A 14,615-nucleotide genomic window follows, 5' to 3' on the forward strand; every position below is an offset into this window, starting at 1 on the left:
GTACGCACCTAGCGGTCCCCTCGAGCCATCCGGATCAGTGCTTCCGCGTCGAGGTCGTCGACCGACCCGTCGCCGCCGTCCCGGGTCTCCTCCTCCGGCACCTCGCCGCGCGCCAGATCGAACAAGGTGTCCAGCAGCCCCGCCTGGCGCAGGCGGTCGATCGGAATCGAGGCGAGAACCGCGCGGATCCCGGCGGTGTCGTCGTCGGCCCGGCCGCCGGTCACGGCCTCCGGTTCGACGGATTCGAGCAGGTACCGGGCCACCGCCGCCGCGTTCGGGTGGTCGAAGACGAGGGTGGCCGGCAACCGCAGACCGGTGATCTTGTTGAGCCGGTTCCGCAGCCCGACGCTGGCGAGGGAGTCGAATCCCATGTCCCGGAATGCCCGGTCGGGTTCGACCGCCGCCGCCGACTCGTGTCCGAGCACGGCCGACACCTGCGCCTGCACCAGCTCCAGGACCACCTGTTCGCGGTCCTCGTCGGTGACCCCGGCCAGCCGCTGCACGAGCGAACCGCCGGCGGCCTCGGCGGTCCGTGCCGGAACCCGCACGAGTCCGCGCAGCAGCGGGGGCAGCGCTCCCGTCCGGGCCTGGGCCCGCAGGGCGGCCAGGTCCAGTTGCACCGGAGCCAGCAGTCCGGCGTCGAGCCCCAGCGAGTAGTCGAACAGCTCCAGGCCACTATCGACCGGCAGCAGTGCCACGCCGGCACTCTCGATGCGGGCCACGTCTGTGCTGTCGAGACGGCCGGCCATCCCGGCGCCGTCGCCCCACAGCCCCCAGGCCAGGGAGGTGGCCGGCACTCCGTCGGCCCGCAGCCGCTGTGCCATCGCGTCGAGACCGGCGTTCGCGGCGGCGTAACAGGCCTGTCCCGGGTTGCCGAACAGCGAGGCGCCCGAGGAGAACAGCACGAACGCCGACAGGTCCGTGTCCGCGGTCAGTTCGTGCAGCAGCCACGCCGCGTCCACCTTCGGCCGCATGACCTCGGCGAGCTGTTCCGGGGTCACCGACTCGATCACCCCGTCGGCGAGCACGCCGGCGGTGTGCACGACCGCCGTGAGCGGGGCCTCCAGCGAGTCCAGCAGGGCGACGACCTGGTCCCGGTCGCCGATGTCGCAGGCCTCGATCCGCACCCGCGCACCGAGCGCGGTCAGCTCGGCCTCCAGTTCGACGGCGCCGTCGGCGTCGGGGCCGCGCCGGCTGACCAGCACCAGGTTCTTCACGCGGTGCGTGGCGGCCAGGTGACGGGCGAACACCACGCCCAGGCCGCCGGTGCCGCCGGTGACCAGCACGGTGCCGTCCGGGTCGAGCGAGCGCGTCGCGTCCGCGGCGACCGCGGGCACCCGTGCCAGTCGCGGCGCCGACACCCGGCCCGCCCGTACGGCCAGTTGCGGTTCGTCGGCTGCCAGCAGGGCGTCCCACGGCACGTCGGCATCGTCGGCGCCGTCGGCGTCGAGGTCGACGAGCACGATCCGGCCCGGATGCTCGGTCTGGACGCTTCGCCCGAGACCCCAGGCCGAGGCCTGGGCGATGTCGGGAGTCTCCCCGTCGAGCGCCACCGCGCCGCGGGTGACCGCGACCAGCCGGGTACCGCCCAGGGCTTCACTGGCCAGCCACCGCTGCAGGGTGGCGAGCATCTGTTCGGCGGCTTCGCGGGCCGCCGAGGCCGGAGCGTCGGAGGTGACGTCCGAGGTGATGTTCCGGTCGATCCGGACCAGGACCGCGTCCGGGGCCCCGGTGCCCTCGGCGACCGCCCGCTCCACCGCGTCCAGATCGGTGAAACCGTCGGCGCCCCAGCCCACGCGGACCAGCCCCGCCGGTTCCGCCGGGCCCATCGGCACCGGCACCCACTCGACGCCGTACAGCGACTCCGGTCCGCCGCCGCGCACCGCCTCCAGCTGCGCCGGGTCCACCGTTCGGTACACCAGGCCGCCGATGCTCATCACCGGCTCGCCGGTCTCGTCGAACATGTCGACGTGCAGTCCGGTCTCGGGGGACGCGGCGATCCGCACCCGTGCCGACCGCACCCGCCGCCCCGAGCGCACCCCCGACCACGTGAACGGCATCTCCACCGACGCGTTCGGGTCCTTGTCGACCAGCGCGCCCTGCAGCGCGGCGTCGAACAGGGCCGGATGCAGCACGAAGCCCGCATCGTCGGCGTCGTCGGGCAGCGCCACTTCGGTGCAGATCCCGGTCCCGACCCGCCAGGCGGCGCGGATGCCCTTGAACAGCGGCCCGTAGTCGAGTCCGGCCAGCGCCATCCGCTCGTACAGCGCGTCCACCGGGATCGGCTCGGCACCCGCAGGCGGCCACTGCGCCGCACCCGGTACGGGCGAAGCGGACTCGGCGGTCAGCCAGCCGCGCACGTGGCAGACCGGTTCGGGAGCCTCGTCGTCCCGCCCGGCGTCCGGGGCCGAGTACACCGCGACCTCGCGGCGCCCGTCGTCGTCCGGAGCGCCGACGGTCACCTGGACCCGGCAGCCCGCCTCGTCGTCGAGAACGAGCGGCGCCTCCAGCACCGCCTCGTCCAGAGCCCCGCAGCCGACCCCGGCGCCCGCGGCCAACGCCAGTTCCACCAGCGCGGTTCCCGGGGCGATGGGGATGCCGAAGACCACGTGGTCACGGATCCACGGCTGGGAGTCCGGGGAGATCCGGCCGGTGTAGACCCACTCGTCCCGGTCACCGACCCGCGAGGCCGCCGCGAGGACGGGGTGGTCCACCGCGTGCAACCCGAGGGCCGCGGCGTCCCCGGCGCCGGTGCCCGCCGTCAGCCAGTACCGGTTGCGCTGGAACGCGTAGGTCGGCAGGGTCACCGCACGCGCACCGCTGCCCGCGTAGAAGGCCGACCAGTCCACCGCCACACCGGCGACATGGGCCTCGGCCACCGACGACGCGAACCGCTCGAAGCCACCCTCGTCACGCCGCAGCGATCCGACGACGCCCACCCGGGAGTCGGCGCCGTGATCGGCGACGGTGTTCTCCACCGCGATGGTCAGCACCGGGTGCGGCGACACCTCCAGGAAGCATCCGGCGCCGTTGTCGACCAACGCCCGGATCGCCGGCTCGAACCCGACCCGCCCGCGCAGGTTCCGGTACCAGTACGCGCCGTCGAGCACGGTGGTGTCGACGAACCCGCCGACCGTCGTGGAGTAGAACGGGATCGTCCCCGGCATCGGTGCGACCGGAGCCAGCACCTTCGCCAGCTCGTCCTCGATGCTCTCCACCTGCGTCGAGTGCGAGGCGTAGTCCACGGCGATCCGCCGGGCCCACACCTCCTCGCGCTCGCACGCCGCGAGCAGCTCTTCCAGGGCCCCGGGCTCCCCGGAGACCACCACGGCCGCCGGACCGTTCACCGCGGCGATCGACGCCCGTCCCCCGGACGGGGCGATCAGCTCCTCGACCCGCTCGACCGGCGCGGTGACCGACACCATGCCGCCGAGCCCGGCGAGCCGCTCCGCGATGGCCCGCGACCGCAGAGCGGCCACCCGCGCGCCGTCGGCCAGCGACAAGGCGCCGGCCACCACGGCCGCGGCGATCTCACCCTGCGAGTGGCCGACCACCGCCATCGGCTCCACGCCGTAGGAGCGCCACAGCGCCGCGAGGCTCACCATCACCGCCCACAGGGCGGGCTGCACCACGTCGACCCGCTCGTACGACGGCGCGCCCTCGGTGCCGCGGAGGACGTCGTCCAGCTTCCAGTCGACGAACTCCGACAGCGCCTCACCACAGGCGGCGATCTCCGCCGCGAACACCGGCGAGGAGTCCAGCAGTTCGACCGCCATGCCGACCCACTGCGCGCCCTGCCCCGGGAACACGAACACCGGCAGCGCGCCCGGGGTGAGCACCCTGCCCTCGGCCACGGCCGCCGATGTTCCGCCCGCGGCCAGCTCGGCCAGTCCGGACAGCAGGGTGGCGCGATCGGATGCCAGGACCACGGCACGCTGATCGAGGTGGGCCCGGGTCGTCGCCGAGGAGAACCCGACCTCGGCCGCAGTGAGCTCCGGACGGGCCAGCACACTGGCGCGCAACCGGTCCGCCTGGGCCCGAAGAGCCGTCGTGCCGCGACCGGACACCGGGACCGGAACCACCGGCAGACCGGCGACCGGGGCCGGTTCGACCGCGTCGGCGGGCTCGTCGACGGGTGCTTCCTCCAGGATCACGTGGCAGTTGGTGCCGCCGACCCCGAACGCGGACACCCCGGCCCGGCGCGGACGATCGCCGGCCTTCCACGGCCGCGTCTCGGTCAGCAGTTCGACGCCGCCGGACTCCCAGTCCACGTGCGGCGAGGGCCGGTCCACGTGCAGGGTGGCGGGCAGCGTCTCGTTGCGCAGCGCCTGCACCATCTTGATGACGCCGGCAAGTCCCGCGCCCGCGGAGCTGTGCCCGATGTTCGACTTGATCGAGCCCAGCCACAGGGGGCCGTGCTCGCGTTCCTGACCGTAGGTGGCCAGCAGGGCCTGAGCCTCGATCGGGTCGCCCAGCTGGGTGCCCGTGCCGTGACCCTCCACCGCGTCCACGTCCGCCGCCGACACCCCGGCGTTGGCCAGCGCCTGGCGGATCACGCGTTCCTGCGACGGGCCGTTCGGGGCCGTCAGGCCGTTGCTGGCCCCGTCCTGGTTCACCGCGCTGCCGCGTACCACCGCCAGCACCCGGTGCCCGTTCCGCCGCGCGTCCGACAGCCGCTCCAGCATCACCACGCCCGCGCCGTCGGAGAAACCGGTGCCGTCCGCGGCAGCCGCGTAGGGCTTGCACCGGCCGTCCGGAGCCAGACCGCGCTGCCGGCTGAAGTCCACGAACAGCGTCGGCCCGGCCAGCACCGTCACGCCGCCGACCAGCGCCAGGGAGCACTCCCCGGCGCGTAGGGCCTGTGCGGCCAGGTGCAGGGCCACAAGCGACGACGAACACGCGGTGTCCACGGACATCGCCGGCCCCTCCAGGCCGAAGGCGTAGGCGACCCGGCCCGACACCACACTGGTCGTGCCGCCGGTCAGCCGCAGCCCCTCGATCTGCGGTGCCGCACCGGCCGGTACCGCCGCGTAGTCGGACGGGCCGACACCGGTGTAGACCCCGGTGTCGCTGCCGCGCAACGAGGCCGGATCGATGCCCGCGTCCTCGAACGCCTCCCACGACAACTCCAGCAGCAGCCGCTGCTGCGGGTCCATGGACAGCGCCTCACGCGGGCTGATCCCGAAGAAGTCGGCATCGAACATCGTGGCGCTGGAAACGAATCCGCCCGCGCGGGTGTAGCTGGCACCGAGCCGGTCCGGGTCCGGGTCGTAGATCCCCTCCAGATCCCAACCGCGATCGACGGGGAATCCGGATATCGTGTCCCGGCCTTCGGCGACGACCTCCCACAGTTCCTCCGGGGAGTCCGCGCCAGGGTAGCGGCAACTCATACCGACCACCGCGAGCGGCTCGGTGGCGCGTTCTTCCTTTTCCCGTAGCAGGGCCCGCGTTTCGTTGAGTTCGATCACGGACTTCTTGAGGTAGCGGAGAAGCTTTTCCTGCTGCTCGTCGGTCTCCGTAGTCATGCCTTCCCTCGCACCTCAATGAACTCGACTTCGATGAACTCAAACGACGACGCTTGGTATCGCGCGGGATCCCGTTCGGGCTCCGCGTCCGGTATCAGGGCAAAGAAGTCGCCATCGACCGCGCCCCGGTCTGGTGTGTGAGATTCCGTGCCTCAAAAGCCGATGGCCGCGGCACTTCCCGGATCCCCGAATCCGGTCTTTCGCTGGTCGGTACGACAGGCACAAGATCTAGCAGGTTCGTGTAGATGCAAGCTCCGCTAATGGCCAGAACCTGCCAGTGACGGACTCTTGCGTGTCCCGAACCTGCCAGGCAGGAGGTGAGAACAGGACCCGGGCAGGATGAGGAAGGCCGACCGCCGGCGCCGAGTACGGCGCCGGCGGCCGGCCATGGGCTGCGGACCGCGGTTCGGGTTATTCCGTACCGGCCGTCCCTCCGCGCGCGGCGTCTCCGGTGTGCCGGTTCGGGCGGCCGAAGTCGAGCCAGGCGCGTTCCCACTGGCGGGTCAGTGCCGGGTAGACGATGAGGTACCGGAACGGAAGGATGCCGGCCATGTAGACCCGTCCGAACAGACCGTTGGGCTTGACCAGCGCCGCCATGCGCAGTTCGTATCCGCCGTCCTCGGTCGGCACCCAGCCCAGGTGCATGACGGTGTGGCAGGTCTTGTTGCCCAGCTCGCGGGCCGCTTCGTTGTCGAGCTGGTACACCTCGGAGAACGGGTCGGTGGCGGGGATGACGTCGTTCGCGGTCCGGGCGAGGTCGTCCGGGATGCGGTCGCACAGCGAGCCGACCCGTCCGCCCAGGCCCGCCTTGGGGGTGTCCCAGCCGAGCAGGGCGCCGAGCTTCCAGCGCACCGCGAACAGGAAGTTGACCGCGGCGGGAGCCTTCCGGGTGTCGTAGGCCGTCTTCAGTGCCTTGACCATCACGGGGAAGTCGTCGGGCCCGGCGTCGGGCGTGCGGAAGGACCACACGTCCTCGATCCGGAAGTCACGGGTGAACTCGTGGATCCGCCACGGCTGTGCGGTGTGGGCCGCCTTCGGGATTCGCATCGGTCATTCCTTCCGAGCCTGTGTGCCCTGTCGGTTGGGCGGGGACCCGGCGATGCCGTCGCCGGCCGTCCGCGCGGCGGTGGTCGCGGCGGAGTCGGGCGCCGTCTTCGTGGACCACGCCATCGATGCGGCCGGCGCGCCGGGTCACGGTCGCACCAGGGAATACGGATCCGCCAGTTTTGGAACTGTTGGTTTCGGTACTCCTGGTTCTGTATGTTGCACCCATGTCTGATCGGAAGCAAGCTCGCACCCAGGGGGGCCGCCCCCGAGACAGCCGCGTCGACGACGCCATCGCCTCCGCCGTTCGAGAACTGCTGACCGAGGTGGGATACACGCGGCTCACGATGGCCGAGGTGGCCGCGCGAGCCGGCGTGGGCAAGGCGGCGATCTACCGGCGCCACGCCACCAAACAAGAGATGATCTTCGACGTTCTGCTGCCGGACCAGTTCCTGGCCACGGCACCCGACCGCGGATCGCTCCGCGCCGACCTGGCCGCCGTGCTCGCCGAGATCGCGGACACCATGGCGTCTCCGCCGGAGGGGACGGTCCCCGGCCTGCTGGCCGACGTCCACGCCGACCCCGCACTGCGCGACCGGTTCGTCGAGAGGTACCTGGGATTCCAGCGCCGGACCCTCACCGAGATCCTGGACCGGGCGACCGCCCGGGGCGAACTCACCACCCGCCCCGACCCGGCCACCCTCAACGCCCTGCTCGTCGGCCCGGTCTTCGCCTGGCTGTTCCTGCTGCGCGAATCCCCCGACCAACTCCCCGCCCTGACCTCCGCCCTGCTCGACGCGACACTCGCCCTCGTCGGCGCCACACCCCCCACACCGGGTCGATGAACCGGCAGGTCGAGAGGGTCGGCCACACGGACGAGCCGGAGACTCCCGAGGAGTGATACTCAGGGCGTGTCCTGCGCGCTCCGCCGCGGGCCCGGCAAGGACCCGCACGACGCGCCCTGACCCCCGGTCGTGCGCCGATGCGCGAGGATGGGGGCATGCCGAACCGTCTCGCGGACGCGACCTCGCCCTACCTGCTGCAGCATGCCGAGAACCCGGTCGACTGGTGGCCGTGGGGCCCCGAGGCGTTCGAGGAGGCGCGGCGGCGGGGCGCGCCCATCCTGCTGTCGGTCGGGTACGCGGCCTGCCACTGGTGCCACGTGATGGCGCACGAGAGCTTCGAGGACGCCGGGGTCGCCGAGTACCTCAACGAGCGGTTCGTCGCGGTCAAGGTCGACCGGGAGGAGCGGCCGGACGTCGACGCCGTCTACATGGAGGCCGTCCAGGCCGCCACCGGGCAGGGCGGCTGGCCGATGACGGTGTTCCTCACCCCCGACAAGGAGCCGTTCTACTTCGGCACCTACTTCCCGCCGCAGCCCCGGCACGGCATGCCGTCCTTCCGGCAGGTGCTGGAAGGCGTCGACGCGGCCTGGCGGGACCGCCGGCAGGAGGTCGGCGAGGTGGCCGCCCGGATCCGGGCCGACCTCGCCGAACGGGCCTCGGTCTACTCGGCCGGCTCCCACCGTCCGCCCGCGCAGGCGGATCTGCACCAGGCGCTGGTCGCCCTCAGCCGGGAGTTCGACCAGCAGCGCGGCGGCTTCGGCGACGCGCCCAAGTTCCCGCCGGCCATGGTGATCGAGTACCTGCTGCGCCACCACGCCCGGACCGGCTCGGAGGCGGCGCTGGAGATGGCCGTCCGCACCGGCGAGGCGATGGCCCGCGGCGGCATCCACGACCAGCTCGGCGGCGGCTTCGCCCGGTACGCGGTGGACGCCGGCTGGGTGGTGCCGCACTTCGAGAAGATGCTGTACGACAACGCGCTGCTGCTGCGCGCGTACCTGCACCTGTGGCGGGCGACGGGGTCCGCCCTAGCCCGCAGGGTCGCGCTGTCGACCGCGGACTTCCTGCTGCGTGAACTCCGCACGCCCGAGGGCGCGTTCGCTTCCGCGCTGGACGCCGACAGCCTCGACGAGGAGACCGGCGCCCCGGCCGAAGGCGCGTACTACGTGTGGGAGCCGGGTCAGTTGGTGGACCTGCTCGGGCCGGCCGACGCCGCCACCGCCGCCCGGCTGTTCTCGGTGACGGCGGGCGGGACCTTCGAGCACGGCACGTCGGTGCTCCAACTCCTCGCCGAACCGGAGGACTTCGACGAGTACGAGGAGATCCGGCGGCGCCTCCTCGAAGCGCGCGCGCAGCGGCCCGCGCCCGCCCGCGACGACAAGGTCGTCGCCGCCTGGAACGGCCTCGCCATCGCCGCCCTCGCCGAGACCGGCGCCCTGCTGGAGCGGCCCGACCTCGTCGAGGCCGCCGAACGCGCCGCCGACCTGCTGCTCGCCGTCCACCTCACCCCCGACGGGCGGCTGCTGCGCACCTCCCGGGACGGCTGCGCCGGTGCCAACGCGGGCGTCCTGGAGGACTACGCGGACACCGCCGAGGGCTTCCTCGCGCTGTACGCCGTCACCGGCGGGGCCGAGTGGCTCCAGCTCGCCGGCGGACTGCTCGACACCGTGCTCGGGCACTTCGCCGACGAGGCGTCCGGCGCCCTGTACGACACCGCCGACGACGCCGAGGAGCTGATCCGGCGCCCGCAGGACCCGACCGACAACGCCACCCCGTCCGGCTGGACGGCCGCTGCCGGGGCCCTCCTCGCATACGCCGCGTACACCGGCTCGGACCGCCACCGCACCGCCGCCGAACGGGCGCTCGGCATCGTCGGCGCGCTCGCGTCCCGGGCGCCGCGCTTCATCGGGTGGGGGCTCGCCGTCGCGGAGGCGCTGCTGGACGGGCCCCGCGAGGTCGCCGTCGTCGGCCCGGCCGGTGATCCGGCGACGGCCGCGCTGCGCCGGGTCGCGCTGCTGGGCACGGCGCCCGGGGCGGTCGTGGCGGTGGGCGAGCCCGGGGATCCGGGTGCGGAGGTGCCGCTGCTGGCCGACCGGCCGCTGATGGGCGGGGCGCCCGCCGCGTACGTCTGCCGGCACTTCGCGTGCGACGCGCCGACCACGGATGCGGCGGTGCTGGCGGAGCGGCTGGGCGTGGCGGTCGAGTAGGTCGCCGGTGGCCGCGTGGATCGCCGGTGTCGAGTAATTCGCTGGTGGGCCGCGGGCGTTCGGGGCGAGAATGCCCCATGGCCTGGACCCTGAGCACCTCCCTCGACGACTTCCGAGACCGGGCGGGCGGCTTCCTCGCCGCCCACCCCGCCGAGAACACCGTCCTGCTCACGGTCGTAGACCGGCTCGCCGAGCGCGGGCTGAACGTCTTCGGGGAACGGCCGCCGGTGTTCGGGTGGTGGCGCGCGTCGGAGGGCGGCCCGGTCGCGGGCGCCTTCCTGCGGACTCCGCCGTACGAGCCCCGGCTGGGCCTCATGCCGGTGCCGGCCGCGGCCGAACTCGCCACCGAACTGGCCGCCGCCGGGCCGGAGTTCAGCGAACTCGCCGGCGTCAGCGGAGGTGCGGACACGGTCCGCTCCTTCGCCGCGGCATGGAGCGCCGCCACCGGGGCCGGCCACTCCGTCGTCGAGAACCAGCGGCTGTACCGGCTCGGCGAGTTGACCGGTCCGCCGCGCCCGCCGGCCGGCCGCCACCGGCCCGCCGAACCGGGCGACCGCGACCTGGTGATCCGCTGGTACGGGGAGTTCCGGGGCGAGACCGGCGTCATGCTGCCGAACATCCCGCAGGCCGTCGACGACCGCATCGCCGCCGGCGGGCTCCACCTGTGGGAGGACGACGGCCACCCGGTCGCCCTCGCCGGAAACAGCCCGGTGACCGCCGGCATGTCCCGCATCGGCCCCGTCTACACCCCCGCCGACCTGCGCGGCCGCGGCTACGCCAGCGCCGTCACCGCCGCCGCCTCGGCCCACGCCCTCGCCCAGGGCGCGGCGGAGGTGCTGCTGTACACCGACCTCGCCAACCCGACCAGCAACTCGATCTACCAGCAGATCGGGTACCGGCCGGTGGAGGACTGCCTGGCGGTGGACTTCGCGAGGTAGCGGTTCACGCGTGGTCGATCGGGCTCCCGCCGACGATCCTCGCGTTGAAGCCGACGATCCTCGTGTCGAAGGGGTCGGGCGCATCGGTCGCGACGGGCGCCGGCAGGTGATCGGCGTTCACGTAGGTGTGGGCGCACGTGACGAGGTGGCCGCCGGCATCCTTCATGGTGCCGGCGAGCTCGTCCAGCAGCGTCTTCCACGCGGTGCCGCATCTCTGCAGCGCCGTCCCGCTCTTCCAGCCGGTCAGGCTTGCGGCCGCCTTGTCGGTGGGGTCGCCCAGCTTCGCCGTCTCGTCCGGCACCTTCCCGGCCACCGCCACCGCGTTGGTCCCGGCCGCCGTCAACTCCCGCGGATTGACCGTGAATCCCGTCCCGCCCGCCATCGTGTCCCCTGATCGCCGTGTCGGTCGCGGGCGCTATGGTAGCCGCGAGTATGCGGGTGGGAACCATGGGTCACGGGTGGCTATGGCGATGGACCTCAGAAGTCTGAAGAACGCCAATGTGGCCGATCTCCACACGCTGGCGGACGCGTACGACGCCCTATGCAAGGCGTACTCCCAATACGCCGCGGACTGGAAGAGCGGTACCGCGGACCGGGTCCACGGGTCCGAGTGGACCGGTCCGGCAGCCACCGCCGCGATCCCCGTGCTGGACGGCATCACCGACAAGCTGCGTGCGGCGACGATCGAACTCGGCTGCATCGGCAGGGACTTGCGGGACTGTGCCGACGCCTTCACGCTCGCCCGGAGCAGGCTCCGCCAGGCGCTCCTTGACGCCCGGGCCAAGGGCCTGTCGGTCGACGAGTGCGGCACGGTGAGCCGGCCCCCGTCGACGAACCCTTACCGGGCGCCGGACCGAGAGGCCCAGCAGAAGGCGGCGGCCGAGGAGATCGGCAGGCGGATCGGCGCGGCGCTGGCGGAGGCCACGTCGGTCGACGAGCGGCTGGCCGAGGCGCTCAAGCGGTACGCCGACCACGCCGCCGACCAGTCCGGCCTGGACGTCAGGACGGCGAGTGCGGACGCGTACCTCGCCGCGACGGGCAACGCGGCGAGGCGGCTGAACACGCCGGACAAGGACGCGGCCCCGACGGAGGTCAACGGCTGGTGGAAAGCCCTGGGGCCGGAGGGGCAGCAGTGGTGCGTCAGCCACCACCCGCAGGCGATCGGGAACCTGGACGGCATCCCGGCGGAGGTGCGGGACCGCGTGAACCGTGCGCACCTGAGGACTCTGATGACCGGCATCATGAAGAAGCACGACGGCCACCTGCCGATGACCTCCCACGAGAAGGCCCTGTACCACCTCTACGGGCCCATCGTCAGACGGCTCGACAAGGACGGGAGGGACCCGGCGTCCCCGCGCGTCCTTCTCCTCGGCCTCGGCAGTGAGGGCAAGGGCCGAGCCGTCCTCTCGTACGGGAACCCGGACACCGCCACCGACATCTCCGCCTACGTGCCGGGGATCACCACCGACACCCACAGCCTGGGGACGGCGGGCCGCGTGCACGACGGCACCAACGAGGCGGAGAACGCGCTGAGCCTCTATCGCGCGGCGAGCAGGAAGGCCCCTGCCGGTCACTCGGTCGCCTCGATCGTGTGGCTCGGGTACGACCCGCCGGGAATGGACCTCGGTGCCGCGTCCACGAAGGCCGGCAGGGACGGCGCACCGGCGTACGCGAAGTTCCTGAGCGGGCTTCGGGCCGGCCACGAGGGCCGACCACCGCACATCACGTCGATCGGGCACAGCTACGGCTCGTACCTGGTCGGCCAGGCGACCAGGCTCGCCACCAGGCCGGGCTCCTACGACGCGGCGCCGGACGACGTGATCTTCCTCGGTAGCCCCGGTGTCGGTGTGGACAAGGCCTCCGACCTCGGGATGCCCGGCCGCGTGTGGGTCGGCGCGGCCGACAACGACGTCGTGACGCGCCTGCCGTCGAAGTTCGGCATCGACCCGGACGAGCGCTGGTACGGCCGCGATCCGGCCAGTAGGCACTTCGACGCGAACCGCTTCACCGTCGACAACTGGAGCAGGGGCAACCCCGTCGACGCGCACACCAAGTACCTGACGGGGCGCGGCGGGCCTTCGCTGGACAACATCGCGGCCATCGTCACCGGGAGCGGTGACGTCGAACTGGAGGGCCGGCGGTGAAGCGCGCCAGCGAGCACCGGGGTGCCGACGGATTCAGAATGATCCGCATGGCGAAGGTGGGCTCCTCGACGCTGGCCCGCCGGGTCAGCACGGTCTCGCCCTGCTGGAGAGCGGGTTCGCCGGGGGATCGCCGGATCGTACTCGTCGGAGAGGACGAGGTCCTCCTTGGTGGCGAAGTACCGGAAGAAGGTGGACGGGGAGACCTCGGCCGCCGCCGCGATCTGCTCCACCGTGGTGTTGTCGTAGCCCTGTTCGGTGGCCGTCAGGTGGCGATGCGTGTCCATGCGCGCACACTCCGTTGCGTGTCCTGCAAGTGCTGTTTCCGCACACGGAATTGACGCAACGTTGATCTGCTGTTCGCCGCTCGGGGGCGGTTATGGGTGACTGTCGGTAGATATCATGTGGCAATCGGTCAGTGCTGGCCGAGGTGTGCCGAGAGCGGAGAAGGGGTGGAGCGGCAGGAGCCGACCACGAGCCCGGCGCCGGGAAAGGGGAGCCGCATGGCCGACACGGACGACAAGAAGGCGAGTGCCCAGGTGTGGGGCGCGGCGGTGGTGGTGGCGTCCGCGCTGGCCGTCGTCGCGGCTTATCTGATCAACGGTGCGGTGCTGGTCCTGGCGGTCGCCGGGGTCGAGGTGCTGCTGCTCATGGTGTACGTCGGCCGGCGCTGGCGGGCCCTCCACCAGTCGAAGGCACCGGAGAGGCACCGCTCGTCCGCGGGCTCCCCGGGTGCCGCGCACTGCGAACGCTGCCGCCGGGCCCGGGAGGCGCTGGACGCCCGCCAGGCCCGCGACCGTACTCGCGCCGACCGCGAGCCTGACGGCTCCCCGCACTCGCGCCGCCCGCAGGGCCGGGCACCGCACGAGCACCCGTGGACAGCGGAACGGGCGGTCACCCGGTCCGTGGACCGGACGACCGCCCGTGGTGCCGCGCCGGACTCAGCCGGCCGTGTTGTAGGCCACCAGTGACACCCCGACGTACTGCACGATGAACGCGCCGAGGGTGAAGGCGTGGAACACCTCGTGGAACCCGAACCAGCGCGGTGACGGATCGGGCCGCTTGAGCCCGTACACCACACCGCCGATGCTGTAGAGCACCCCGCCGACGATCATCAGCACCAGGACGGCGACACCGCCGGTGCGCAGGAAGTCGGGCAGGAAGAAGGCGGCGGCCCAGCCCAGCGCGATGTACACCGGGGTGTACAGCCAGCGCGGCGCGCCGACCCAGAACACCCGGAACGCGATCCCGGCCAGCGCGCCGCCCCAGACCGCCCAGAGCAGCACCTGCTGGGCGGCGCCCTTCAGCAACAGGATCGTGAACGGCGTGTAGGTGCCCGCGATGATCAGGAAGATGTTCGCGTGGTCCAGCCGGCGCAGGACGGCGTCGCCGCGCGGGCCCCAGTTGAAGCGGTGGTAGACCGCGCTGACCCCGAACAGCAACCAGGCGCTGGCCGAGTAGATCGCGCAGGCGATCTTGGCGGGCGTGGAGTCGGCCAGGCAGATCAGCACGATCCCGGCGGCGACCGTGGCGGGGAACATTCCGGCGTGCAGCCAGCCGCGCCACTTCGGCTTGCCCTCGGCGCCGTCCGGGCGCACCGGGCCGGCCGCCCCCTTCGTGCGCTCCGCGAACTCAGCAGTCATGCGCGGCATGCTACCGGCGACCTACGGATCCGTAGGTTACCAGCCCGTAGGAAGTGGCGATCATCACTCTTGGACGTTTTGGAGCATTTGAAGTGTGGCCCCGCGCACGCCGTCCGGGATGTAGGCGACCTGTTACTGGCCAGTAATGATACTTTACGTAGTAAAAGATGCGTCAATTTCACCGCTGCGCCGCAATCCGCGCCGAAGGCCGGGGCTACGCTGCAAGCACCCTCAGACCCCCGCTACGCCGCCTCCCCGCCGAGATGGCGTGAAAC

9 protein-coding genes and 1 pseudogene are annotated in these 14,615 nt (G+C 72.5%); 5 read left to right on the top strand and 5 right to left on the bottom strand.

Features of this window, described 5'->3' with window-relative positions:
• Positions 1-8 precede the first annotated feature (8 nt).
• Both F7Q99_RS16320 and F7Q99_RS16325 read right to left on the bottom strand, forming a co-directional pair.
• Positions 9-5,525: a type I polyketide synthase gene (locus F7Q99_RS16320; protein ID WP_153462278.1), complete on the bottom strand. Its 5,517-nt coding sequence runs from the start codon at positions 5,523-5,525 to the stop codon at positions 9-11.
• Between the two features lie 411 nt (positions 5,526-5,936).
• Positions 5,937-6,572, bottom strand: a complete 636-nt coding sequence (locus F7Q99_RS16325) for a DUF2867 domain-containing protein (protein WP_153462280.1) — start codon at positions 6,570-6,572, stop codon at positions 5,937-5,939.
• A 224-nt stretch (positions 6,573-6,796) separates the two neighbouring features.
• On the opposite strand from F7Q99_RS16325, the gene F7Q99_RS16330 reads away from it, so the two are divergent.
• From F7Q99_RS16330 to F7Q99_RS16340, 3 genes are all read left to right on the top strand, one after another.
• Entirely contained in the window at positions 6,797-7,414 is a 618-nt protein-coding gene (locus tag F7Q99_RS16330; RefSeq protein ID WP_195911086.1) for a TetR/AcrR family transcriptional regulator, read from the top strand.
• A 155-nt stretch (positions 7,415-7,569) separates the two neighbouring features.
• The gene (locus tag F7Q99_RS16335; RefSeq protein ID WP_195911087.1) at positions 7,570-9,618 is read left to right on the top strand and encodes a thioredoxin domain-containing protein; all 2,049 of its coding nucleotides are present in this window, start codon (positions 7,570-7,572) and stop codon (positions 9,616-9,618) included.
• A 77-nt stretch (positions 9,619-9,695) separates the two neighbouring features.
• Entirely contained in the window at positions 9,696-10,556 is an 861-nt protein-coding gene (locus F7Q99_RS16340) for a GNAT family N-acetyltransferase (RefSeq protein ID WP_153462287.1), read from the top strand.
• A 4-nt stretch (positions 10,557-10,560) separates the two neighbouring features.
• Here the strand turns inward: F7Q99_RS16340 and F7Q99_RS40425 are convergent, their stop codons facing one another.
• Positions 10,561-10,938, bottom strand: coding sequence for a hypothetical protein (locus F7Q99_RS40425; protein WP_195911088.1), 378 nt, complete (start codon positions 10,936-10,938; stop codon positions 10,561-10,563).
• A gap of 88 nt (positions 10,939-11,026) precedes the next feature.
• On the opposite strand from F7Q99_RS40425, the gene F7Q99_RS16350 reads away from it, so the two are divergent.
• Positions 11,027-12,700, top strand: coding sequence for an alpha/beta hydrolase (locus tag F7Q99_RS16350; protein WP_195911089.1), 1,674 nt, complete (start codon positions 11,027-11,029; stop codon positions 12,698-12,700).
• Between the two features lie 127 nt (positions 12,701-12,827).
• On the opposite strand, the pseudogene F7Q99_RS16355 reads toward F7Q99_RS16350, so the two are convergent.
• Positions 12,828-12,954 (bottom strand): annotated as a pseudogene (locus F7Q99_RS16355) (TetR/AcrR family transcriptional regulator); the annotation flags it as partial.
• 246 nt (positions 12,955-13,200) lie between these two features.
• Here F7Q99_RS16355 and F7Q99_RS16360 point away from each other — a divergent pair.
• Positions 13,201-13,668, top strand: coding sequence for a hypothetical protein (locus F7Q99_RS16360; protein WP_153462293.1), 468 nt, complete (start codon positions 13,201-13,203; stop codon positions 13,666-13,668).
• Here F7Q99_RS16360 and trhA read toward each other — a convergent pair.
• The gene (gene trhA, locus F7Q99_RS16365; protein WP_153462295.1) at positions 13,639-14,340 is read right to left on the bottom strand and encodes a PAQR family membrane homeostasis protein TrhA; all 702 of its coding nucleotides are present in this window, start codon (positions 14,338-14,340) and stop codon (positions 13,639-13,641) included. The two genes, F7Q99_RS16360 and trhA, sit on opposite strands and share 30 nt — an antisense overlap.
• Positions 14,341-14,615 lie beyond the last annotated feature (275 nt).

The sequence above is a fragment of the Streptomyces kaniharaensis genome, from assembly GCF_009569385.1.
In the GTDB taxonomy this organism is placed as follows: domain Bacteria; phylum Actinomycetota; class Actinomycetes; order Streptomycetales; family Streptomycetaceae; genus Kitasatospora; species Kitasatospora kaniharaensis.

Excerpts from the sequence above, each read along its gene's own strand:
- F7Q99_RS16325 (WP_153462280.1), bottom strand. The coding sequence starts at position 6,572 with ATGCGAATCCCGAAGGCGGCCCACACCGCACAGCCGTGGCGGATCCAC.
- F7Q99_RS16320 (WP_153462278.1), bottom strand. The coding sequence starts at position 5,525 with ATGACTACGGAGACCGACGAGCAGCAGGAAAAGCTTCTCCGCTACCTC.
- trhA (WP_153462295.1), bottom strand. The coding sequence starts at position 14,340 with ATGACTGCTGAGTTCGCGGAGCGCACGAAGGGGGCGGCCGGCCCGGTG.
- F7Q99_RS40425 (WP_195911088.1), bottom strand. The coding sequence starts at position 10,938 with ATGGCGGGCGGGACGGGATTCACGGTCAATCCGCGGGAGTTGACGGCG.
- F7Q99_RS16330 (WP_195911086.1), top strand. The coding sequence starts at position 6,797 with ATGTCTGATCGGAAGCAAGCTCGCACCCAGGGGGGCCGCCCCCGAGAC.
- F7Q99_RS16360 (WP_153462293.1), top strand. The coding sequence starts at position 13,201 with ATGGCCGACACGGACGACAAGAAGGCGAGTGCCCAGGTGTGGGGCGCG.
- F7Q99_RS16350 (WP_195911089.1), top strand. The coding sequence starts at position 11,027 with ATGGACCTCAGAAGTCTGAAGAACGCCAATGTGGCCGATCTCCACACG.
- F7Q99_RS16335 (WP_195911087.1), top strand. The coding sequence starts at position 7,570 with ATGCCGAACCGTCTCGCGGACGCGACCTCGCCCTACCTGCTGCAGCAT.
- F7Q99_RS16340 (WP_153462287.1), top strand. The coding sequence starts at position 9,696 with ATGGCCTGGACCCTGAGCACCTCCCTCGACGACTTCCGAGACCGGGCG.